The following is a 21,091-nucleotide window of genomic DNA, read 5'->3' on the forward strand; positions in this document are numbered from 1 at the left end:
TTCTTCAGCGTGGAATCAGGGCAGTTTGGACGTTGCCACGTGGCGCAGGAGCTCCGTCACGGAAACATCCATCACATCGGTGAACGGCTTCGGATAGATGCCCATCCACAGCACGGCAATGGCCAGCAGCGAGAGCATCAGGAACTCGCGGGCGTTGATGTCGGTGAGCTCCTTGACGTGGTCGTTGCCGACCGGGCCAAGGTACACGCGCTTGTACATCCAGAGGGTATAGGCCGCACCGAAGATCAGTGCCGTTGCAGACCCGAGGCCGATCCAGAAGTTGTACTTGACCGCGCCCAGGATGACCATCCACTCGCCCACGAAACCGGCGGTGCCCGGCAGGCCGCAATTGGCCATGGCGAACAGCAGCGCGAACGCGGCGAACTTGGGCATGGTGTTCACCACGCCGCCGTAGTCGGCAATCTGGCGCGAGTGCACGCGGTCGTAGAGCACGCCGATCCCCAGGAACATGGCGCCCGAGACGAAGCCGTGCGCAATCATCTGCACGATGCCGCCTGACACGCCCAACTCGTTGAAGATGAAGAAGCCGAGCGTCACGAAGCCCATGTGCGCGACGGATGAATAAGCGACGAGCTTCTTCATGTCTTCCTGCACCATCGCCACCAGGCCGACGTAGATCACCGCGATGAGCGACAGCGCGATCATGAGCCAGGCCCATTCGTGCGAGGCGTCGGGAGCGATCGGCATCGAGAAGCGCAGGAAGCCGTAGGCGCCGAGCTTCAGCATGATGGCCGCCAGCACGGCCGAGCCGCCGGTCGGCGCCTCGACGTGCACGTCGGGCAACCAGGTGTGGACCGGCCACATCGGCACCTTGACGGCAAAGGCGGCGAAGAACGCGAAGAACAGGAAGGTCTGCGCGGTCGAGCCCAGCGGCAGCTTGTGCCAGGTAAGGATGTCGAAGCTGCCGCCCGACTTGTTGTACAGGTAGATCAGCGCCACCAGCATCAGCAGCGAGCCGAGCAAGGTGTAGATGAAGAACTTGAACGCCGCGTAGATTTTGTTCGGGCCGCCCCAGATGCCGATGATCAGGTACATCGGGATCAGCGTGGCTTCGAAGAACACGTAGAACAGCACGCCGTCGAGCGCGGCGAACACGCCGATCATGAAGCCCGAGAGAATCAGGAACGCGCCCATGTACTGGTTGACGCGCTCGGTAATCACTTCCCAGGCCGAGATCACGACCACCACGGTGATGAACGAGGTCAGCAGCACCAGCCAGAGTGACAGGCCGTCGACACCGAGGTGGTAGTTGACGTTGAAGCGCGCAATCCAACTGGCTTTCTCGACGAACTGCATCGCGGCAGTGCCGTTCTGGAAGCCGGTGTAAAGCGGCACGGTGACCAGGAAGCTGACGATCGCGCCGACCAGTGCGACCCAGCGCACGCCCCTGGCGTTCTCGTCACGCCCAAACGCCAGCAGCGCGGTACCGAATGCGATCGGCACCCAGATGGCAAGGCTCAACAAACCCATTTTTCTTTTTCTCCAGCGTTCGGGCTCAGCGTTTGAACCAGACGAAGTACGTCATCAGGATGAAGATGCCGAGCAGCATCGCGAAGGCGTAGTGATAGATGTAGCCCGACTGCAGCCACCGCACCACACCGGAGATGCGGCCGACGAGCTTCCACGAACCGTTGACCACGGCGCCATCGATCAGCGCCTGGTCGCCGCCCTTCCACAGGCCGGTGCCAAGGGCACGCGCGCCGCGGGCGACGATGTTCTCGTTGATCCAGTCGAGGTAGTACTTGTTGTCGAGCAGGCGGTAGACCGGACCGAAGGCACGCTTGATCGCAGTCGGCACCGCGGGGAACTGCATGTACATGAGGTACGAAACAACCACGCCCGCCAGCGCCAGCCAGAACGGCGCCGTCTGCAAGCCGTGGATCGCCATGGCGACCGGGCCGTGGAACGCTTCGCCGAGCTCCTTCATGGCATGGTGCTTGGCGGCGTCCACGAAGATCGCGTCCTTGAAGAACTCGCCGAAGAGCATCGGCTGGATCGTCATGAAGCCGATCACCACGGACGGAATGGCCAGCAGCACCAGCGGCAGCCACACCACCATCGGCGACTCGTGCGGCTTGTGGTCGTGATGGCCATGGCCGTGGTCGTCGCCATGCGCGGCATGGTCGTCATGGTGCGCGTCAGGGTTCTGGTCGTAGCGCTCCTTGCCGTGGAACACCAGGAAGTACATCCGGAACGAGTAGAACGCCGTCACGAACACGCCGGCCAGCACCGCGTAGTAGGCAAACTGCGCACCCCACAGGTGGCTTTCGTGCACCGCCTCGATGATGCTGTCCTTCGAGTAGAAGCCCGAGAAGAACGGCGTGCCGATCAGCGCGAGCGACCCCAGCAGCGAGGTGATCCAGGTGATGGGCATGTACTTGCGCACGCCGCCCATCCAACGGATGTCCTGGTTGTGGTGCATGCCGATGATCACCGAGCCCGCGCCCAGGAACAGCAGTGCCTTGAAAAAGGCGTGCGTCATGAGGTGGAACACCGCGACCGAATAGGCCGACGCGCCGAGCGCCACCGTCATGTAGCCGAGCTGCGAGAGCGTCGAGTACGCGACCACGCGCTTGATGTCGTTCTGGATGATGCCCAGGAAACCCATGAACAGCGCCGTGATGGCACCGATCACCAGGATGAACGAGAGGGCCGTATCGCTGAGCTCGAACAGCGGCGACATGCGCGCCACCATGAAGATGCCGGCGGTCACCATCGTTGCCGCGTGAATCAGCGCGGAGATGGGCGTCGGACCTTCCATCGAGTCGGGCAGCCACACGTGCAGCGGGAACTGCGCGCTCTTGCCCATGGCGCCGATGAACAGGCAGATGCAGATCACGGTCACCAGCATCCACTCGGTGCCGGGGAAGGTGATGCCGGCCAGCGTGTTGGCCTTGGCGAAGGCTTCGCCGTAGTTCAGCGTACCGGCATAGGCTGCAATCAGGCCGATGCCGAGGATGAAGCCGAAGTCGCCCACACGGTTGACCAGGAAGGCCTTCATGTTGGCGAAGATGGCCGTGGGCTTGTTGAACCAGAAGCCGATCAGCAGGTACGACACCAGGCCCACCGCTTCCCAGCCGAAGAACAGCTGGAGCATGTTGTTGCTCATGACGAGCATCAGCATCGAGAAGGTGAACAGCGAGATGTACGCGAAGAAGCGGTTGTAGCCTTCGTCTTCTTCCATGTAGCCGATGGTGTAGATGTGCACCATCAGCGAGACGAAGGTCACCACGCACATCATCATGGCCGTGAGGCCGTCGACCAGGAAGCCGACTTCCATCTTCAGGCCGCCGACCACCATCCATTCGTAGATGGTCGCGTTGAAGCGGGCGCCGTCGACGACGACCGACTTCAGCGTCATGGCCGAGATGATGAAGGCGACCAGCACGCCGAGGATGGTCAGCGAATGCGTGACTTTGCGGCCGATGTGGTTGCCGCCGAACTTCGTGCCGAACAGGCCGGCAACGGCGGCGCCGACCAGGGGCGCCAGCGGCACGGCCAGCAGGGTGGATGCGGAAAGGGTTGCGCTCATACTGCTTTCAACCCTTGAGCGAGTTGAGTTCGTCTACGTTGATGTTGGATTTGTTGCGGAACAACAAGACCAGCAGCGCGAGACCGATTGCCGACTCGGCCGCAGCCACCGTCAGGATGAAGAACACGAAGATCTGGCCGTGCATGTCGCCCAGGTAGTACGAGAACGCCACGAAGTTCATGTTCACCGCAAGCAGCATCAACTCGATCGCCATCAGCAGCACGATGAGGTTCTTGCGGTTCAGGAAAATGCCGATCACCGACAGCGCAAAAAGCATTGCGCCGAGCGAAAGAAAGTGTCCGAGCGTGAGCGTCATGCCTTGTTTTCCTTTGCCGTCGCTGCTGCGCCTGCATCGGCGGGTGCTTCGACCACCGGCTCGGCGGCGCGCGTGACCGGCATCTGCACGATGCGCACGCGGTCGCGCGCCTTCACGCGCACCTGGTCGGACGGGTTGACGTACTTGCTGTCCTTGCGGGTACGCAGCGTGAGGGCAATGGCCGCCACAATGGCCACGAGCAAAATGACAGCCGCAATTTCGAGCGGGTACAGGTACTCGGAGTACAGCAGCTTGCCGAGCTCGAGCGTGTTCGAGCTGTTGGCTGCAGCGGCAGCCCCGGCGCGCGGCGGCTCTGCCAGGCGGAAGCCGCCCATCAGCACGGCAGCCATTTCAAGCGCAATGAGCGCACCCACGCCGGCGGCCAGCGGAAAGTGCTTCCAGAACCCCTGCCGCAAGCCGTCCACGTTGATGTCCAGCATCATCACGACGAACAGGAACAGCACCATCACCGCGCCCACGTAGACGAGCACGAGCGAGATCGCCAGGAACTCGGCGCGCAGCAGCAGCCAGATAGCGGACGCCTGGAAGAAGGCGAGCACCAGGTACAGCGCCGCGTACACGGGATTGCGGGCGGTGATGACGCGGAAGGCCGCGAACAGCAGCACCGCGGCAAACAGATAGAACAGACCGGTCTTGACGTCCATTGGAATTCGAATTGGTACGGGGTTCGGGCTGGCCGGGATCAGCGGTACTTGGCGTCGGCCGCCTTGTTCGCTGCAATTTCTTTTTCGTAGCGGTCGCCCACGGCCAGGAGCATGTCCTTGGTGAAGTACAGGTCGCCGCGTTTTTCGCCGTGGTATTCGAAGATGTGGGTCTCGACAATCGAATCGACGGGGCAGCTTTCTTCGCAGAAGCCGCAGAAGATGCACTTGGTCAGGTCGATGTCGTAGCGCGTGGTGCGGCGCGAGCCGTCGTCGCGCACATCGGATTCGATGGTGATGGCCAGTGCGGGGCACACGGCCTCGCAAAGCTTGCAGGCAATGCAGCGCTCTTCGCCGTTTTCGTAGCGGCGCAGCGCATGCAGGCCCCGAAAACGCGGCGACAGCGGCGTTTTCTCTTCCGGGAACTGCACCGTGATCTTGCGGGCGAAAGCGTACTTGCCGGTGATGGCCAGGCCCTTGAACAGTTCGAACAGCATGAAGCTGCCCAGGAAGTCCTTGAGCGAGAACGGAGCGGACGTTGTTGCGGTATGCGCAGCAGACATGATGTTGGCGCTTCCAGTTATTTCCAGATATTGAACGGGGTCTGCATCCAGGCGCCGACCACGACCAGCCACACGAGCGTGACCGGAATGAAGATCTTCCAGCCCAGACGCATGATCTGGTCATAGCGGAAGCGCGGGAACGTCGAGCGAACCCACAGGAACATGGTGACCACACAGAAGGTCTTGGCACCAAGCCAGATCCAGCCGGGAATGAAGCTCAGGAACTCGAACGGCGGCAGCCATCCACCGAGGAACAGCACCACGCACAGGATCGAGACCAGCCACATGTTGGCGTACTCGGCCAGGAAGAACATGGCAAAGCTCATGCCCGAGTACTCGATCATGTGGCCCGCGACGATTTCGGACTCGCCTTCGACCACGTCGAAGGGGTGGCGGTTGGTTTCAGCCAGGCCCGAGATGAAGTAGACGACGAAGATCGGCAGCAGCGGCAGCCAGTTCCACGACAGGAAGCCGACGCCCATTTCGGCGAAGGTACCCTTGCCCTGCACATTCACGATTTCGCTCATGTTCAGGCTGCCCGAAACCATCAGCACCACGACGAAGCAGAAGCCCATCGCGATTTCGTAGCTCACCATTTGCGCCGAGGCGCGCAGCGCACCCAGGAAGGCGTACTTCGAGTTCGAAGCCCAGCCCGCAATGATCACGCCGTAGACCTCGAGCGAGGTGATGGCCATGACAAACAGCAGGCCGGCATTGATGTTCGCCAGCGCCATTTCGGGGCCGAACGGAATCACGGCCCATGCGACGAGCGCCGGCATGATGGTCATGATCGGGCCGAGCAGGAACAGGCCCTTGTTGGCGACAGTCGGAAGGATGATTTCCTTGGTCATCAGCTTGAGCGCGTCGGCAATGGGCTGCAGCAGGCCCAGCGGGCCGATGCGGTTCGGGCCCACGCGGATCTGCGTGAAGCCGATCGCCTTGCGTTCCCACAGCGTGAGGTAGGCCACGGCGCCCATCAGCGGAAGCACGACCACGATGATCTTGATCAGCGTCCAGATCACGGGCCAGCCTGCGGACGTCCACCAGCCGGCGTTGATCAGCCCCTGGCCGAAAGCGTGCACTGCGTCGATCATGCCAATGCCTCCTCGGCACGGGCCGGTACTGCCGCCATTGCATTGCGCGCGTCGGCGGTGAGTTGCAGCGACGGTGCGCGGCGCACGATGGAGTCGAGCTGATAGATGCTCGCCACCACGGGTGCGGAAACCGCGCCGCTGGCAGCCACAGCCTTCGCGGCAGTGGCGTTGCCGAGCGCATCCGCGGGCACGGCGCCGTTGTCGCCAATGGTGCGGAGCACTTCAGCGGTCGATTCGAAAGCAAAGCCGGGCAGGCCGAGCAGGTTGGCCAGCACGCGCAGCACCTTCCAGGCCGGGCGCGTCTCGCCTTGCGGCTTGACGACGGCATGGAAGCTTTGCACACGGCCTTCGGCATTGACGAAGGTACCGGGCGTTTCGGTGAACGGCGCGATGGGCAGCAGCACGTCGCTGAACTCGAGGTTGGCCTTGAAGGGGCTCAGCGTGACGACCATCTGTGCATTGCCGATGACGTCGGCGGCTGCGGCGCCCGCGGCCGAGTCGAACACCGGTTCGGTGTTGAGCAGCAGCACGGCCTTGAGGCCAGAGCCGGCGGCGAGCATGCGGCCGGCGTCGAGGCCGCCGTTCTTCGGGAACGCGCCGACGAGCTGTGCGCCCACGGTGTTGGCGGCTTCGGTCAGGTAGCCGACGGTGGCGCCGGTCTGCGCGCCGATCCAGTTCGCGAGGGCCAGCAGGCTGCTGGCTTGCGCGTGGTGGGCAGCGGCATTGCCGAGCAGGATGGCCTTGCGCTCGCCGCTCAGCAGCGAGGCCGCAATGGCTTGTGCCGCGGCGTCGGGTGCGTTTGCCGGTGCGAGCGGCGCGGCCTGGCCGGTGGTCTGGCCCACGGCGGCGGCAATGCCGGCGAGCACTTCGACCCACTGGCCAGCATCGACGATCGAAGCCTGCGCCACGCTCATGGCCCATGCTTCGCGGTCGGCCATCAGGTTGGACGAGGTCAGCACCGACAGCGCGGCGCCCTTGCGCACGGCCTGGCGGATGCGCTGCGCGAACAGCGGGTGGTCCTTGCGCAGGTTCGAGCCGATCACGAATGCGCGCTGCAGCTGCGTGAGCGATGCGATCGAGGTGCCGAGCCAGCGCACGCCTTCGAACGCCGTGAATTCGGCATTGCGCAGGCGGTAGTCGATGTTGTCGCTGCCGAGTTCACGCGTGAGCATGGCGGCAAGCTGCAGTTCTTCGAGCGTGCTGTGCGGACTGACCAGCGTGCCGATGCTCTGCGCGCCGTGGTCTGCCTTGATCTGCTTCAGGCCGTTGGCCACGTACTCGAGCGCGGTCTGCCAGTCGACCTGCTGCCATTGGCCGCCCTGCTTGAGCATGGGCTGCGTGAGGCGTTCGGGACCGTTGAGGCCTTCGTACGAAAAGCGGTCGCGGTCGGCAATCCAGCATTCGTTGACGTCTTCGTTCTCGAGCGGCACCACGCGCATCACGCGGTTGTTCTTGACCTGGACGATCAGGTTGGCACCGGTGGAATCGTGCGGGCTCACCGACTTGCGGCGCGACAGCTCCCAGGTGCGGGCGCTGTAGCGGAACGGCTTGCTCGTGAGCGCGCCGACCGGGCAGATGTCGATCATGTTGCCCGACAGTTCGGAGTCGACCGAGTCACCGAGGAAGGTTTCGATTTCGGAGTGCTCGCCGCGCTGGGTCATGCCGAGCTCCATCACGCCGGCCACTTCCTGGCCGAAGCGGACGCAGCGCGTGCAATGGATGCAGCGGCTCATTTCTTCCATGCTGATCAGCGGGCCGACGTCCTTGTGGAAGACGACGCGCTTTTCTTCTTCGTAGCGCGAAGAAGAACCACCGTAGCCCACAGCCAGGTCTTGCAGCTGGCACTCGCCGCCCTGGTCGCAGATGGGGCAATCCAGCGGGTGGTTGATCAGGAGGAACTCCATGACCGACTGCTGCGCCTTGATGGCCTTCTCGCTCTTGGTGCGAACGATCATGCCCTGCGTGACGGGCGTGGCGCAGGCCGGCATCGGCTTGGGCGCCTTTTCTACGTCGACCAGACACATGCGGCAGTTGGCCGCAATGCTGAGCTTCTTGTGATAGCAGAAGTGCGGGATGTAAGTGCCCGCCTTGTCGGCCGCATGCATCACCATGCTGCCTTCGGTCACTTCGACCTTCTTGCCGTCGAGTTCGATTTCGATCATGAGTATGTTTCTTCTCGCGCTCAGGCTTGGACCGGTGCCTTCGGGACGTAGCCCGGAATCAAGGCTTCGAACTCGTGACGGTAGTGCTTGATCATGGCGCGCACCGGCATGGCCGCCGCGTCGCCGAGCGCGCAGATCGTGCGACCTTGGATGTTGTCTGCCACGGAGTTGAGCAGGTCCATGTCCGACGCCCTGCCCTGTCCGTTGTGGATACGGTCCACCACGCGGTACAGCCAGCCCGTGCCTTCGCGGCAAGGCGTGCACTGGCCGCAGGATTCGTGCATGTAGAAATACGAGAGGCGCCGAAGCGACTCGACCATCGAGCGGCTGTCGTCCATGACGATGACAGCCCCCGAACCCAGCATGGAGCCGGCCTTGGCGATGGAGTCGTAGTCCATCGTGCATTCCATCATGATCGAAGCCGGCAGCACCGGCGACGACGATCCACCGGGAATCACGGCCTTGAGCGTGCGGCCCTTGCGAACGCCGCCAGCCAGTTCAAGCAGCTTGGAGAACGGCGTGCCCATGGGCACTTCGTAGTTGCCCGGCAGCTCGACGTCGCCGCTCACCGAATAGATCTTGGTGCCGCCGTTGTTCGGCTTGCCGCACTCGAGGTAGGCCGGGCCGCCGTTGCGGATGATCCAGGGCACCGCCGCGAAGGTCTCGGTGTTGTTGATGGTGGTCGGCTTGCCATACAGGCCGAAGCTGGCCGGGAACGGCGGCTTGAAGCGCGGCTGGCCCTTCTTGCCTTCGAGTGATTCGAGCAGCGCGGTTTCTTCGCCGCAGATGTAGGCGCCGAAGCCGTGGGCGGCGTGCAACTGGAAGTTGTACGTGCTGCCCATGATGCCGTCGCCGAGATAGCCGGCAGCGCGCGCTTCTTCGAGCGCTTCCTCGAAGCGGTCGTAGCTCTGGAAGATTTCGCCGTGGATGTAGTTGTAGCCCACGCTGATACCCATCGCATACGCGGCGATGGCCATGCCTTCGATCACGATGTGCGGGTTGAACTGCAGGATGTCGCGGTCCTTGCACGTACCCGGCTCGCCTTCGTCGGAGTTGCAGACGAGGTACTTCTGGCCCGGAAACTGGCGGGGCATGAAGCTCCACTTCAGCCCGGTGGGAAAGCCCGCGCCGCCGCGGCCACGCAGACCCGAGGCCTTGACTTCGGCAATCACCTGGTCGGGCGTGAGGCCCTCGGTGAGGATCTTGCGCAGCGCCTGGTAGCCACCGCGCGCTTCATAGTCGGCCAGGCGCCAGTTGGTGCCGTCGAGGCCGGCATAGATCTGCGGCTCGATGTGGCGGTCATGGAAGCAGGTCTGGACGCCCGTAGCCTGGAACTGCTGGAGCACTTGTTCGGGCGACATCATGCGGCCTCCCCTTTGGCGGTTCCAGTGGACGAGCGCAGCCCGTCGATGAGCTGGTCGAGCTTCTCGTTGCTCATGAAGCTGCACATGGTGCGGTCGTTGACCAGCATCACGGGCGAATCGGCGCAGGCGCCCAGGCATTCGCTCTGCTGCAGCGTGAACAGGCCGTCGGCCGTGGTCTCGCCCATCTTGATGCCGAGCTTCTTCTCGAGGTGAACGAGCGCCGTGACGCCGTCACGCAGCTGGCATGGCAGGTTGGTGCACACGTTGAGCTTGAACTTGCCCACCGGATGCTGGTTGTACATGTTGTAGAAGGTCGTGACCTCGTGCACGGCGATGGGCGCCATGCCGAGGTAATCGGCGATCTCGCGCTCGCGCTGCATGCTCACGTAGCCTTCGTCCTGCTGCACGATGGCCAGGCAGGCCATCACGGCCGATTGCTTGCCCGCTTCAGGGTACTTGGCGACCTCGCGCGCAAAGCGCTCGAGAATCGCGGGCCTCAGAGGAGCAGAAGGCGCCGTAGGCGCCGTGTCATGGTGGGTCGAGGAAGTCGTCATTCGCTCTTTCTCACCTGTCGATTTCGCCGAACACGATGTCCATCGTGCCGATCACCGCGACAGCGTCGGCGATCATGTGGCCGCGCGACATTTCGTCGAGGGCGGCGAGGTGCGGGAAACCGGGGGCGCGGATCTTCAGGCGGTACGGCTTGTTGGCGCCGTCGCTCACCAGATAGATGCCGAACTCGCCCTTCGGGTGCTCGACGGCGGCATAAGCCTCGCCTTCGGGCACGTGGAAGCCTTCGGTGAAGAGCTTGAAATGGTGGATCAGCTCCTCCATGTTCGCCTTCATCGATTCGCGCGCGGGCGCGGCGACCTTGTGGTTGTCGGTGATGACGGGGCCGGGGTTGGCGCGCAGCCATGCCGAGCACTGCTGAATGATCCGGTTGGCCTGGCGCATTTCTTCCACGCGCACAAGATAGCGGTCGTAGCAGTCGCCCGTCTTGCCGACCGGCACGTCGAACTGCATCTGGTCGTAGACGTCGTAGGGCTGCTTCTTGCGCAGGTCCCATTCGACGCCCGAGCCACGCAGCATGGGGCCGGTGAAGCCGAGGTTCAGCGCGCGCTCCGGCGTGACCACGCCGATGCCCACGGTGCGCTGCTTCCAGATGCGGTTGTCGGTGAGCAGCGTTTCGTACTCGTCGACCATCTTCGGGAAGCGCTTGCAGAAGTCGTCGATGAAGTCGAGCAGCGAGCCCTGGCGGTTCTCGTTGAGCTTCTCGATGGCCTTCGCATTCTTGATCTTGCTGACCTTGTACTGCGGCATTGCGTCGGGCAGGTCGCGGTACACGCCGCCCGGACGGAAGTACGCCGCATGCATGCGCGCGCCCGACACGGCTTCGTACATGTCGAACAGGTCTTCACGCTCGCGGAAGCAATAGATGAGCATGTTCATCGCGCCGCAGTCGAGACCGTGCGCGCCGAGCCACAGCAGGTGGTTCAGCAAGCGGGTGATCTCGGCGAACATCACGCGGATGTACTGCGCGCGGATCGGCACTTCGAGGCCCATCATCCGCTCGATGGCCAGGCAGTAGGCGTGCTCGTTGGACATCATCGACACGTAGTCGAGGCGGTCCATGTAAGGCAGCGACTGGATGAAGGTGCGCGATTCGGCGAGCTTTTCGGTCGCGCGGTGCAACAGGCCGATGTGCGGATCGGCGCGCTGGATCACTTCGCCGTCGAGCTCGAGCACCAGGCGCAGCACGCCGTGCGCTGCAGGATGCTGGGGACCGAAGTTGAGTGTGTAGTTCTTGATTTCGGCCATATCAGTGCAAACCGCTGCCGTAGTTGTCTTCGCGAATCACGCGCGGCGTGATTTCCCGCGGCTCGATGGAGACCGGCTGGTAGATGACGCGCTTCTGCTCTTCGTCGTAGCGCATTTCAACGTGCCCCGACACCGGGAAGTCCTTGCGGAACGGATGGCCGATGAAACCGTAGTCCGTAAGAATGCGGCGCAGGTCGTCATGCCCTTCGAACACGATGCCGTAGAGATCGAAGGCTTCGCGTTCGAACCACGTGGCGGCATTCCACACAGGCTGGAGCGAATCGACCACGGGCAGGTCTTCGTTCGGCGCAAACACCTTGAGGCGAACGCGCTGGTTGAGGCTCACCGAAAGCAGGTGCGTGACGACGCAATAGCGCTCGCCCTGCCACTCGCCTTCGCGGTAGTCGGAATAGTCCATGCCGCAGAGGTCGATCAGCTGCTCGAAGCGGCAGCCGGGCGCATCGCGCAGCAGCGTGGCGGCTTCGATGTAGTCGGCAGCACCGACGACCACGGTCACCTCGCCCAGCGCGATCGTCACGCTCTTGGCCTTGGCGCCGAGGGTCTCGGCGATGGTGGCGCGCAGCACCTCCGGCGATATTGCAAAGTCGGTCATCGTCGGCAATCTCTCAGGCGCGGGCAATGGTGTTGGTGCGGCGAATCTTCTGCTGCAGCTGGATCACACCGTAGAGCAAGGCCTCGGCGGTGGGCGGGCAACCCGGCACATAGACGTCCACCGGCACGATGCGGTCGCAGCCGCGCACCACCGAATAGCTGTAGTGGTAGTAGCCGCCGCCATTGGCACAGGAGCCCATGGAAAGAACCCAGCGCGGCTCGGGCATCTGGTCGTAGACCTTGCGCAGAGCGGGCGCCATCTTGTTGCACAGCGTGCCGGCCACGATCATCAGATCGGACTGACGAGGGCTGGGCCGAAACAGCATGCCGAAACGGTCGATGTCGTAGCGGGCCGCGCCTGCGTGCATCATTTCGACGGCACAGCAAGCCAGACCGAAAGTCATCGGCCAGAGTGATCCGGTCTTCGCCCAGTTCACCACCGAGTCGTAGGTGGTGGTGACGAAGCCTTCCTTCATGACGCCTTCAATGGCCATTTTGATGATTCCTTGTCATTCCCAGTCGAGCGCGCCTTTTTTCCACTCGTAGGCAAAGCCCACGACGAGGATGGCGAGAAAGATCATCATGGCCCAGAAGCCGACGGCGCCGATTTCCTTGAGCGCAATGGCCCACGGAAAGAGAAAGGCAATCTCGAGATCGAACAGGATGAAGAGAATGGCGACGAGGTAATAGCGCACGTCGAATTTCATGCGCGCATCCTCGAAGGCCTCGAAGCCACACTCGTAGGGAGCGTTCTTCGCTGCGTCGGGCCGATTGGGACCCAGGATGTAGCCGATGACTTGCGGTGCGACACCTACACCGACACCGACCAAAATAAACAAGAGGACGGGGAGATAGGAATCGAGGTTCATCGGGAGATTTTCACCGCTTGCCACCGGCAGAAACGCTCTGGATGAGTTTTCTGCCGGTGAGATTTGGTGCGGTCGGCGAGACTCGAACTCGCACAGCTTTCGCCACTACCCCCTCAAGATAGCGTGTCTACCAATTTCACCACGACCGCGGTTTTTTGTTCGGATGGCATGAGGTACCTGGAAAGGTGTTTGGCTTTCCGAACAGCTTTAGAGTTTACCCTGAAATGGAGCCGTTTCTCACTGGCGACTCCATGAAAACAACTTGATTATTTGTTCGGGATCTGGCCCGGGCCCGAAACAGGCGCGGCAGGAGCCGAGGCAGGCGCATTGGCCGGCGCAGCGCCCGAGGTACCCGAAGGAATCTGACCGGGAATTTGCCCTGCGGGAGCGGAAGCAGGCGCAGCGGGTGTACCGACGGCTGCGCGCTCCAGCAGGCTGCCGCCGCCGGCTGGCCGTGCGTGGCTGAAGTAGGCCAGCAGCAACGTGCATGCAAAGAACACCGCCGCCAGCACTGCCGTGGTGCGCGAAAGGAAATTCGCGCTGCCGCTCGCGCCGAACAGGCTGCCGGCACTGCCGCTGCCGAAGGCCGCGCCCATGTCGGCGCCCTTGCCGTGCTGGATCAGGATCAGCCCGATCATTGCAAGGGCCGACAGCATCTGCACGCCGACCAAGAGATTGAGGACCACATTCATTCGTTCTTACTCCTAGTTGATGTCAGCCGCCCCTCGCGTTCAGCGAGCGGCAGCGGAAATGATCTGCAAAAAGTCTGCTGCCTTGAGCGAAGCGCCGCCGATGAGGCCGCCGTCGATGTCGGGCTGCGCCAGCAACTGGGCGGCGTTGGCCGCGTTCATGCTGCCGCCGTAAAGAATGCAGATGCCGGCCGCGTGTTCGCTGGCGGCATGGTGCAGTTGCGCACGCAGCACGGCGTGCACCGCCTGTGCCTGCTCGGGCGTGGCCGTCTTGCCGGTGCCAATGGCCCAGACGGGCTCATAGGCCACGACGATTTCGCTGATGCAGTGGCCATTGACATGGATCACCGCGGCCAGCTGGCGCTTGACGACTTCTTCGGTATGCCCGGCTTCGCGCTCGGCCAGAGTTTCGCCCACGCAGACGATCGGCGTGATGCCGTTCGCGAGCGCAGCCGCCGTCTTGGCCGCCACCGCTTCATCGGTTTCGCCGTGGTACTGGCGACGCTCCGAATGGCCGACGATGGCATAGCGCACGCCGAATTCCTTCAGCATGGCCGCCGATTGCTCGCCGGTGAACGCACCTTGCGGGTGCGCCGAAATGTCCTGCGCACCAAGTGCAATGGCCTTCGAATCCGCCAGCAGCGATTGCAGCTGCGCGAAATACGGAGCCGGCGCGCAAAGCGCGACATCGCAACTGGCCGGCGAAGCGGCCAAGCCCTGCAGCAAGGCCTTCACCAGCGTCTCGTTGGCAGCCAGGCTGCCGTTCATCTTCCAGTTGCCGGCGATCAGCTTCTTCTTGGTTGTCATCGTGTTGTTGCCCGTCACCATGTCAGCACGATCTTGCCGATGTGCTGGTTGGATTCCATCAGCGCATGTGCCTGCGCCGCACCACTGGGTTCGCCGCCCGCCGCAAAGGTGCTGTAGATCACGGGCTTGACCGCACCGCTTTCGAGCAGCGGCCAGACCTTCTCGCGCAGCGCCTTGGCAATGGCGCCCTTGAACGCCACGGGCCGCGGACGCAGCGTCGAGCCGGTGATCACCAGCCGCTTGCGCAGCACCAGGCCCGCATTGAAGTCGCTCTTGACGCCGCCCTGCACCGCAATGATCACCAGCCGGCCGTCTTCGGCCATGCATTCGATCTCGCGCGCCACGTAGTCGCCCGCAACCATGTCGAGGATCACGTCCACGCCCTTGCCGCCGGTGAGCTTCTTCGCCTCTTCGGCGAAGTCGCTCGTGCGGTAGTTGATGGCGTGGTCCGCGCCCAGCTTCTTGCAGGCTTCGCACTTGTCGTCGCTGCCTGCCGTGACGATCACGGTGGCACCCAGCGCCTTGGCGATCTGGATCGCGGTCACGCCGATGCCGCTCGAGCCGCCCTGGATCAGCAGGGTTTCACCCTTCTGCAGGCCGCCCCGTTCGAACACGTTGCTCCAGACGGTGAAGAAGGTCTCGGGCAGCGAAGCCGCCTCGATGTCGCTCCAGCCCTTGGGCGCCGGAAGGCATTGCGCCACAGGCGCCACGCACAGCTCGGCATAGCCGCCACCGGCGATCAGCGCGCAGACGCGGTCGCCGATCTTGAAGCCGGCTTCGGCCAGGGCCGCAGCATCGCCCGACACGATCTCACCGGCCACTTCGAGGCCCGGCAGGTCGGAAGCGCCCGGCGGCACCGGGTAGTGGCCCTTGCGCTGCAACACGTCCGGACGGTTCACGCCGCTCGCTGCAACGCGGATCAGCAATTCGCCCACGCCGGCCACCGGATCGGGACGCTCCACGGCGCGCAGCACCTCAGGGGCGCCGTACGAAGTGATTTCAATGGCTTTCATGGTCTTTGGCCTGCAACGCCCGTGTCCGGGCGTGGTTAGCAATTAAAAAGTGGGCAACGGCAACGCTGCCGTTGCGCCCCTCTTACTCTTGCGATTCGCGCGGTGCGTACGGCTGCTCGCCGGCGGGCGCCTGCTGCTGCTCGTTGCGCGGCTGCTGCTGCTCGTTGTTGAAACGAGGAGCGCGATCACCGCCGCGGTCACCACCACGATCGCCGCGGTCCGAACGCTCACGACGTTCGCCGCCGCGATCACCGCGGTCGCCACGATCTTCACGCGGTGCACGCTCCTGGAATTCCATGCCGGCCGGACGCTCGCTCAGAGCCTTCATGGACAGCTTGACGCGGCCCTTTTCGTCGGTCTCGAGAACCTTGACCTTGACGATCTGGCCTTCGCTCAGATAGTCGGTCACCTTCTCGACGCGCTCGTGCGCGATCTGGCTGATGTGCAGCAGGCCGTCCTTGCCGGGCAGCAGGTTGATGAGGGCGCCGAAGTCCAGGATCTTGGTGACCGGGCCTTCGTAGACCTTGCCGATTTCGACTTCAGCGGTGATCTGCTCGATGCGCTTCTTGGCCAGCTCGGCCTTTTCCGGATCGGTCGAGGCGATGGTGATGGTGCCGTCTTCGTCGATGTTGATCGTCGTGCCGGTTTCTTCCTGCAGGCCGCGAATGACCGCGCCGCCCTTGCCGATCACGTCGCGGATCTTCTCGGGGTTGATCTTGAGCGTGGTCAGGCGCGGTGCGAACTGCGACACCTCGGTCTTGGCTTCGCCCATCGCCTCTTGCATCTTGCCCAGGATATGCATGCGCGCTTCCTTGGCCTGAGCCAGTGCGACCTGCATGATTTCCTTGGTAATGCCCTGAATCTTGATGTCCATCTGCAGCGCGGTGATGCCGTTGGTCGTGCCGGCCACCTTGAAGTCCATGTCGCCCAGGTGATCTTCGTCACCCAGGATGTCGGTCAGCACCGCAAAGCGGTTGTCTTCCTTGATCAGGCCCATGGCGATGCCGGCCACGTGCGCCTTCATCGGCACGCCGGCGTCCATCATCGAGAGGCAGCCGCCGCAGACCGAAGCCATCGACGAGGAGCCGTTCGACTCAGTGATTTCCGACACCACGCGAATGGTGTACGGGAACTCTTCCTTGGTCGGCAGCACGGCGACGAGAGCGCGCTTGGCCAGGCGGCCGTGGCCGATCTCGCGGCGCTTGGTCGAGCCCATGCGGCCCACTTCACCGGTGGCAAAGGGAGGCATGTTGTAGTGGAACAGGAAGCGGTCTTCGTACTCGCCGGCCAGCGCGTCGATGCGCTGTGCGTCGCGTTCGGTGCCGAGCGTGGTGATGACCAGGCCCTGCGTCTCGCCACGCGTGAACAGCGCCGAGCCATGGGTGCGCGGCAGCACGGAGTTACGGATCTCGATGGGGCGCACGGTGCGCGTGTCGCGGCCGTCGATGCGGGGTTCGCCCGACAGAATCTGGCTGCGGACGATCTTCGATTCGATCGAGAACAGCAGGTCGTTGACCTTGCCGGCGTCGAAGGGTTCGCCGCTTTCCTTCAGCGTGTTCATCACGCTGGCATTGGCTTCGCGCAGGGCTTGCGTGCGGGCTTGCTTGCTGCGGATCTGATAGACGGCGCGCAGCTTTTCTTCGGCCAGGCTCTTGACCTTGGCGACGAAGGCTTCGTCTTCGGCCGGCGGCTGCCAGTCCCACACCGGCTTGCCGGCGTCGCGCACGAGTTCATGGATCGCGTTGATCGCGATGTTGGCTTGTTCGTGGCCAAACACCACGCCGCCCAGCATGATTTCTTCGCTGAGTTGCCGTGCTTCGGATTCGACCATCAGCACGGCGGCTTCGGTGCCAGCCACCACGAGGTCCATCTGCGAATCCTTGCGGGCGGTCTGGCCCGGATTCAGCACGTACTGGCCGTTGATGTAGCCCACGCGTGCAGCGCCGATCGGGCCGCTGAACGGAATGCCGGAAATCGACAGCGCGGCGCTCACGCCGATCATGGCGGCGATGTCGGCGTCGACTTCAGGGTTGAGCGACAGCGTGTGGATGACCACGTGCACTTCGTTCAGGAAGCCTTCAGGGAACAGCGGGCGGATCGGACGGTCGATCAGGCGGCTGGTCAGGGTTTCGTGTTCGCTGGGCTTGGCTTCGCGCTTGAAGAAGCTGCCGGGGATCTTGCCCGCGGCGTAGGTCTTCTCGATGTAGTCGACGGTCAGCGGGAAGAAGTCCTGGCCGGGCTTGGCCGACTTGGAGGCCACCACGGTCGCCAGGACCACGGTTCCGTCGATGTCGACCACCACGGCGCCGCTGGCTTGGCGGGCGATTTCACCCGTTTCCATGACGACAGTCTTGTCGCCCCATTGGAAGGACTTGGTGACTTTGTTGAAGAGGCTCATGTTTGCTCCTGTTTTGATAGCGATGGACCTGTATTCATCACAGGTTTCGCAGGGACGGAGGCTTCTCAGAACACGATGCCATTCCAGCGAAGCTCGGCGGGAACTTCATTGGAATGACACAGCTTCGCTCTGTTTTGGCACTCCGAAAGTGGATCGCGAAGTAAAAAACGCCTGAGCTAGCGGACTAACCCAGGCGTTTTTTCATGCGATTCGGTTTACTTGCGCAGACCCAGCTTGGCGATCAGCGCGGTGTAACGATCGGCGTCCTTGGACTTGAGGTAGTCCAGGAGCTTGCGGCGACGGCTCACCATGCGCAGCAGGCCGCGACGGCCGTGGTGGTCCTTGGCGTGCGTCTTGAAGTGGGGGGTGAGCTCGTTGATACGGGCGGTCAGCAGTGCGACTTGCACTTCGGGGCTACCGGTATCGTTGGCGGCGCGGGCGTTGTCTTTGACGACTTCGGCCTTGATGGAGGCTGCGATCATGTTGAATTTCCTTGTTCCGGGATGTTTGACTTGCGGTGAGCGCTGGAACTGCCCTCACCGTGCGCCTTGCGGCATGCAAAGCCTCGGGATTATAGCTCGCCCGGGGCTTGCGCGTTTACTGCCTGGATAGCCAGGCTTTCAGGCGCTCCACGCCCTGCACGAGGCGCTGCGGGTCCTTCGAGGCAAAGCACCAGCGCAGCCACCCTTGGGCTTCCGGGGCAAAGGCGTTGCCGGGGGCCAGACCCAGGCCGGCCTCGACGACCAAGCGCTTGGCCAGGTCCAGCGAATCGCCGAAGCCTTCGAGCCGGAAAAAGGCATACATGCCGCCCTTGGCCGGGGCCACCTGCACACCGGGCAAGGTTTCCAGCAGCGGCACCAGGGTGTCCCGGCACTGCTTCAGGTGGGCGACCACGCGAGGCGTGATCTCCGCGGTGTGCTCGATGGCGGCAACGGCGGCACGCTGGGTGAAAACGCTGGCGCACGAGGTGTTGAACTCGATCAGCTTGCCGATGCCCTCGAGCAGCGCGGGCGGCAGCACCAGCCACCCGAGGCGCCAGCCGGTCATGAGAAAGCTCTTAGAGAAGCTGTGCGTCACCACCAGCCGGTCGTCGGGCCTCGAAATGTCCAGGAAGCTCGGTGCGCAGCCGTTGGGCGTGGACTCGAAATACAGCCGCTCGTACACCTCGTCGGCCAGGATCCAGGTGCCGGTTTCGCGGCAGTGGTCGAGCACGGCCTGCTGCTCTTCGCGCGTCATGGTCCAGCCGGTCGGGTTGTTGGGCGCATTGACGATCAAGAGCTTGGTCTTTGGCGTCACCGCCTTGCGCAATGCTGCCAGGTCGAGCGTCCATTGGCCATCGGCAGGCACCAGCGACACCGTGCGCACCACGGCGCCAAGGATTGCAGGCTGCGCCGTGAGGTTGGGCCACACCGGCGTGACCGCGACCACTTCATCGCCCGCATCGACCAGCGCCTGCACCGCGAGCATCAGCGCGCTCACGCCGCCGGAGGTCACGGCAATGCGCGAAGCATCGACCTTGGGATGCAGCTTGCTGGTGTAGCCGGCAATTGCCTGGCGCAGTTCGGGCAAGCCGAGGTTATGCGCGTAGAAGGTTTCGCCGCGCTGAAGCGAATCGATCGCCGCCTGGCGGATCACCTCGGGCGTGACTTCGTCGCTTTCGCCGAACCAGAAGGCGAGCACGTCGTCGCGGCCCAGACCGGCATTGGCAACCTCGCGGATCTTGGAGGCTTCGAGGTTGTGAATGGCTTCGCGCATGTGTGGGTTTTCCTAGCTTCTCTTCATCTTGCAGGTGGTCGGCAGTTCGGCGCGTTCGGGTGCAATGGTCTTGATCACGCGGAAGCCGTAGCCGGAACCTTCGACATCGAACTGCACGCCCGGCCTGCCCTGCCTGTCCATCACGCCGACCACGAGTTGCTGCTGGAACTGATGGTCCGCCGCGCGCATGCGCCCGCGCTGTCCGTAAAGGCTCACATCGGCTTGTTCGAGCGCCCGCGCCACAGCGGCAGCATCGACGCTGCCGGCGCGCTCGATGGCCTGCGCCAGCGACTCCACGAGCAGCTGCATGCGCATGTGCACGTAGTCGTCGGCAGGCTTTGGAAAGCGCGCGCGGAACGCGCGATAGAACGCCTCGGACTGCGCGGTCTGCACGTTGGGCAGCCAGTCGGCCACCGCGATCACGCGGCCGATGCCCGCATCGCCGATGGCGGCGGGCGCGCCGAGCGCGTTGCCGTAGAAGGTATAGAAAGTGCCGTTGAAGCCGCCCTCGCGCGCCGCCTTCACGAGCAGCGTGAGGTCGTTGCCCCAGTTACCGGTGAACACCGCCTGCGCGCCGCTTGCAATGATCTTGCTGGCGTAAGGCGCGAAGTCCTTCACCCTGCCCATCGGGTGCAGCTCGTCCCCGACGATTTCGACATCGGGCCGCTGCACGCCGAGCTGGCGTTTCGTCTCGCGCAGCACCGCCTGGCCAAAGCTGTAGTCCTGGCCGATGAGATACGCGCGCTTGAGCGTTGCATCGTCCTTCACCACGTCCATCAGCGCGGCCACGCGCATGTCGGCATGGGCATCGAAGCGAAAGTGCCAGAAGCTGCAGCGCTCGTTGGTGAGCACCGGATCGACCGCCGCGTAATTGAGAAAGATCACGCGCCGCGACGGATCGCGCTCGTTGTTCTTTTCAATGGCATCGACCAGCGCTGCGGCGGTGGCCGACGAGTTGCCCTGCAGCACGATGCGCGCACCGTCGTCCATGGCCGCGCGCAGCGCCGACAGCGCTTCTTCGTTCTGCCCCTTGCTGTCGTAGCGATCGAGCTGCAGCGGCCGCGCACCGCCGGGCACACCCGGCAGCTTGACGCCGCCACGCGCATTCACGCGCTCCACGGCCCACAGCAGATTGCGAAACACCGCTTCTCCGGTGTTGGCAAAGGGACCGCTCATGCTCTCGATCAGCGCCAGGCGAATGGGCGCCGGCGGCGTTTGCGCCGCTGCGGCAAAGGGGGCCGCGCATAGCGCCAGCGCCGCAAATTTCAAGGCCTTGCGACGCCAAATAAAGGGGGGATTCATTGTCTTGAAACGGTTGCGGCCGCGCCTAGATGTGGTGGCAAGCGGCACTCAGCATTGAATGGCCGCGCAGTGTAAGGGACACACATTCTTGTCCCCATTGTGTTCATTCAGGAG

The 21,091-nt window shown here is 63.5% G+C and carries 20 protein-coding genes and 1 tRNA gene; all 21 read right to left on the reverse strand.

Annotated features, from left to right (window positions below):
• Positions 1–15: 15 nt before the first annotated feature.
• A complete protein-coding gene (locus V9L21_RS24225) occupies positions 16–1,491 on the reverse strand; it encodes an NADH-quinone oxidoreductase subunit M (protein ID WP_337315345.1) in 1,476 nt (491 codons plus the stop codon).
• A 25-nt stretch (positions 1,492–1,516) separates the two neighbouring features.
• Complete coding sequence (gene nuoL, locus V9L21_RS24230) at positions 1,517–3,553, reverse strand: NADH-quinone oxidoreductase subunit L (RefSeq protein WP_337315346.1); 2,037 nt, start codon at positions 3,551–3,553, stop codon at positions 1,517–1,519.
• A gap of 7 nt (positions 3,554–3,560) precedes the next feature.
• The gene (gene nuoK, locus V9L21_RS24235) at positions 3,561–3,869 is read right to left on the reverse strand and encodes an NADH-quinone oxidoreductase subunit NuoK (RefSeq protein WP_012748597.1); all 309 of its coding nucleotides are present in this window, start codon (positions 3,867–3,869) and stop codon (positions 3,561–3,563) included.
• Positions 3,866–4,534, reverse strand: coding sequence for an NADH-quinone oxidoreductase subunit J (locus V9L21_RS24240; protein ID WP_337315347.1), 669 nt, complete (start codon positions 4,532–4,534; stop codon positions 3,866–3,868). The genes nuoK and V9L21_RS24240 overlap by 4 nt, the downstream gene beginning before the upstream one ends.
• A gap of 38 nt (positions 4,535–4,572) precedes the next feature.
• Complete coding sequence (gene nuoI / locus V9L21_RS24245; RefSeq protein ID WP_055805171.1) at positions 4,573–5,094, reverse strand: NADH-quinone oxidoreductase subunit NuoI; 522 nt, start codon at positions 5,092–5,094, stop codon at positions 4,573–4,575.
• 17 nt (positions 5,095–5,111) lie between these two features.
• Entirely contained in the window at positions 5,112–6,188 is a 1,077-nt protein-coding gene (gene nuoH, locus V9L21_RS24250) for an NADH-quinone oxidoreductase subunit NuoH (RefSeq protein ID WP_281146864.1), read from the reverse strand.
• On the reverse strand, positions 6,185–8,350 hold the full coding sequence (gene nuoG, locus V9L21_RS24255) for an NADH-quinone oxidoreductase subunit NuoG (protein ID WP_337315348.1): 2,166 nt from the start codon (positions 8,348–8,350) through the stop codon (positions 6,185–6,187). Before nuoG ends, nuoH begins: the two co-directional genes overlap by 4 nt.
• A gap of 20 nt (positions 8,351–8,370) precedes the next feature.
• Positions 8,371–9,711, reverse strand: a complete 1,341-nt coding sequence (gene nuoF / locus V9L21_RS24260; RefSeq protein ID WP_443305526.1) for an NADH-quinone oxidoreductase subunit NuoF — start codon at positions 9,709–9,711, stop codon at positions 8,371–8,373.
• Entirely contained in the window at positions 9,711–10,268 is a 558-nt protein-coding gene (locus V9L21_RS24265; protein WP_337315350.1) for an NADH-quinone oxidoreductase subunit NuoE family protein, read from the reverse strand. The genes nuoF and V9L21_RS24265 overlap by 1 nt, the downstream gene beginning before the upstream one ends.
• A 10-nt stretch (positions 10,269–10,278) precedes the next feature.
• On the reverse strand, positions 10,279–11,532 hold the full coding sequence (locus V9L21_RS24270; RefSeq protein WP_157614743.1) for an NADH-quinone oxidoreductase subunit D: 1,254 nt from the start codon (positions 11,530–11,532) through the stop codon (positions 10,279–10,281).
• 1 nt (position 11,533) lies between these two features.
• Entirely contained in the window at positions 11,534–12,145 is a 612-nt protein-coding gene (locus V9L21_RS24275; protein WP_258507957.1) for an NADH-quinone oxidoreductase subunit C, read from the reverse strand.
• Positions 12,146–12,158: 13 nt separating this feature from the next.
• A complete protein-coding gene (locus V9L21_RS24280) occupies positions 12,159–12,638 on the reverse strand; it encodes a NuoB/complex I 20 kDa subunit family protein (RefSeq protein WP_012748606.1) in 480 nt (159 codons plus the stop codon).
• Between the two features lie 15 nt (positions 12,639–12,653).
• Positions 12,654–13,013, reverse strand: coding sequence for an NADH-quinone oxidoreductase subunit A (locus V9L21_RS24285; protein ID WP_012748607.1), 360 nt, complete (start codon positions 13,011–13,013; stop codon positions 12,654–12,656).
• A gap of 64 nt (positions 13,014–13,077) precedes the next feature.
• Positions 13,078–13,162 (reverse strand) — tRNA-Leu (locus V9L21_RS24290).
• Between the two features lie 117 nt (positions 13,163–13,279).
• The gene (gene secG, locus V9L21_RS24295) at positions 13,280–13,705 is read right to left on the reverse strand and encodes a preprotein translocase subunit SecG (protein WP_337315351.1); all 426 of its coding nucleotides are present in this window, start codon (positions 13,703–13,705) and stop codon (positions 13,280–13,282) included.
• A gap of 39 nt (positions 13,706–13,744) precedes the next feature.
• A complete protein-coding gene (tpiA, locus tag V9L21_RS24300) occupies positions 13,745–14,530 on the reverse strand; it encodes a triose-phosphate isomerase (protein WP_337315352.1) in 786 nt (261 codons plus the stop codon).
• Positions 14,524–15,522, reverse strand: coding sequence for an NAD(P)H-quinone oxidoreductase (locus tag V9L21_RS24305; protein ID WP_337315353.1), 999 nt, complete (start codon positions 15,520–15,522; stop codon positions 14,524–14,526). Before V9L21_RS24305 ends, tpiA begins: the two co-directional genes overlap by 7 nt.
• Positions 15,523–15,604: 82 nt before the next feature.
• Positions 15,605–17,920: a polyribonucleotide nucleotidyltransferase gene (gene pnp / locus V9L21_RS24310; protein ID WP_337315354.1), complete on the reverse strand. Its 2,316-nt coding sequence runs from the start codon at positions 17,918–17,920 to the stop codon at positions 15,605–15,607.
• Between the two features lie 215 nt (positions 17,921–18,135).
• Positions 18,136–18,402 (reverse strand): 30S ribosomal protein S15, encoded by a 267-nt coding sequence (gene rpsO, locus V9L21_RS24315; protein ID WP_007837783.1) that lies wholly within the window; start codon positions 18,400–18,402, stop codon positions 18,136–18,138.
• 115 nt (positions 18,403–18,517) lie between these two features.
• Positions 18,518–19,675 carry a pyridoxal phosphate-dependent aminotransferase gene (locus tag V9L21_RS24320; RefSeq protein WP_337315355.1) on the reverse strand — a complete coding sequence of 386 codons (1,158 nt, stop codon included), beginning with the start codon at positions 19,673–19,675 and terminating at the stop codon, positions 18,518–18,520.
• Positions 19,676–19,687: 12 nt separating this feature from the next.
• On the reverse strand, positions 19,688–20,977 hold the full coding sequence (locus V9L21_RS24325) for a branched-chain amino acid ABC transporter substrate-binding protein (protein WP_337315356.1): 1,290 nt from the start codon (positions 20,975–20,977) through the stop codon (positions 19,688–19,690).
• Positions 20,978–21,091 lie beyond the last annotated feature (114 nt).

The organism is Variovorax sp. CCNWLW235 (assembly GCF_037204085.1).
Classification (GTDB): Bacteria; Pseudomonadota; Gammaproteobacteria; order Burkholderiales; family Burkholderiaceae_C; genus Variovorax.

What these genes read in the sequence shown, in the direction of transcription:
- V9L21_RS24225 (WP_337315345.1), bottom strand. Translation starts at nt 1,491, where the DNA reads ATGGGTTTGTTGAGCCTTGCCATCTGGGTGCCGATCGCATTCGGTACC.
- nuoL (WP_337315346.1), bottom strand. Translation starts at nt 3,553, where the DNA reads ATGAGCGCAACCCTTTCCGCATCCACCCTGCTGGCCGTGCCGCTGGCG.
- nuoK (WP_012748597.1), bottom strand. Translation starts at nt 3,869, where the DNA reads ATGACGCTCACGCTCGGACACTTTCTTTCGCTCGGCGCAATGCTTTTT.
- V9L21_RS24240 (WP_337315347.1), bottom strand. Translation starts at nt 4,534, where the DNA reads ATGGACGTCAAGACCGGTCTGTTCTATCTGTTTGCCGCGGTGCTGCTG.
- nuoI (WP_055805171.1), bottom strand. Translation starts at nt 5,094, where the DNA reads ATGTCTGCTGCGCATACCGCAACAACGTCCGCTCCGTTCTCGCTCAAG.
- nuoH (WP_281146864.1), bottom strand. Translation starts at nt 6,188, where the DNA reads ATGATCGACGCAGTGCACGCTTTCGGCCAGGGGCTGATCAACGCCGGC.
- nuoG (WP_337315348.1), bottom strand. Translation starts at nt 8,350, where the DNA reads ATGATCGAAATCGAACTCGACGGCAAGAAGGTCGAAGTGACCGAAGGC.
- nuoF (WP_443305526.1), bottom strand. Translation starts at nt 9,711, where the DNA reads ATGTCGCCCGAACAAGTGCTCCAGCAGTTCCAGGCTACGGGCGTCCAG.
- V9L21_RS24265 (WP_337315350.1), bottom strand. Translation starts at nt 10,268, where the DNA reads ATGACGACTTCCTCGACCCACCATGACACGGCGCCTACGGCGCCTTCT.
- V9L21_RS24270 (WP_157614743.1), bottom strand. Translation starts at nt 11,532, where the DNA reads ATGGCCGAAATCAAGAACTACACACTCAACTTCGGTCCCCAGCATCCT.
- V9L21_RS24275 (WP_258507957.1), bottom strand. Translation starts at nt 12,145, where the DNA reads ATGACCGACTTTGCAATATCGCCGGAGGTGCTGCGCGCCACCATCGCC.
- V9L21_RS24280 (WP_012748606.1), bottom strand. Translation starts at nt 12,638, where the DNA reads ATGGCCATTGAAGGCGTCATGAAGGAAGGCTTCGTCACCACCACCTAC.
- V9L21_RS24285 (WP_012748607.1), bottom strand. Translation starts at nt 13,013, where the DNA reads ATGAACCTCGATTCCTATCTCCCCGTCCTCTTGTTTATTTTGGTCGGT.
- secG (WP_337315351.1), bottom strand. Translation starts at nt 13,705, where the DNA reads ATGAATGTGGTCCTCAATCTCTTGGTCGGCGTGCAGATGCTGTCGGCC.
- tpiA (WP_337315352.1), bottom strand. Translation starts at nt 14,530, where the DNA reads ATGGTGACGGGCAACAACACGATGACAACCAAGAAGAAGCTGATCGCC.
- V9L21_RS24305 (WP_337315353.1), bottom strand. Translation starts at nt 15,522, where the DNA reads ATGAAAGCCATTGAAATCACTTCGTACGGCGCCCCTGAGGTGCTGCGC.
- pnp (WP_337315354.1), bottom strand. Translation starts at nt 17,920, where the DNA reads ATGAGCCTCTTCAACAAAGTCACCAAGTCCTTCCAATGGGGCGACAAG.
- rpsO (WP_007837783.1), bottom strand. Translation starts at nt 18,402, where the DNA reads ATGATCGCAGCCTCCATCAAGGCCGAAGTCGTCAAAGACAACGCCCGC.
- V9L21_RS24320 (WP_337315355.1), bottom strand. Translation starts at nt 19,675, where the DNA reads ATGCGCGAAGCCATTCACAACCTCGAAGCCTCCAAGATCCGCGAGGTT.
- V9L21_RS24325 (WP_337315356.1), bottom strand. Translation starts at nt 20,977, where the DNA reads ATGAATCCCCCCTTTATTTGGCGTCGCAAGGCCTTGAAATTTGCGGCG.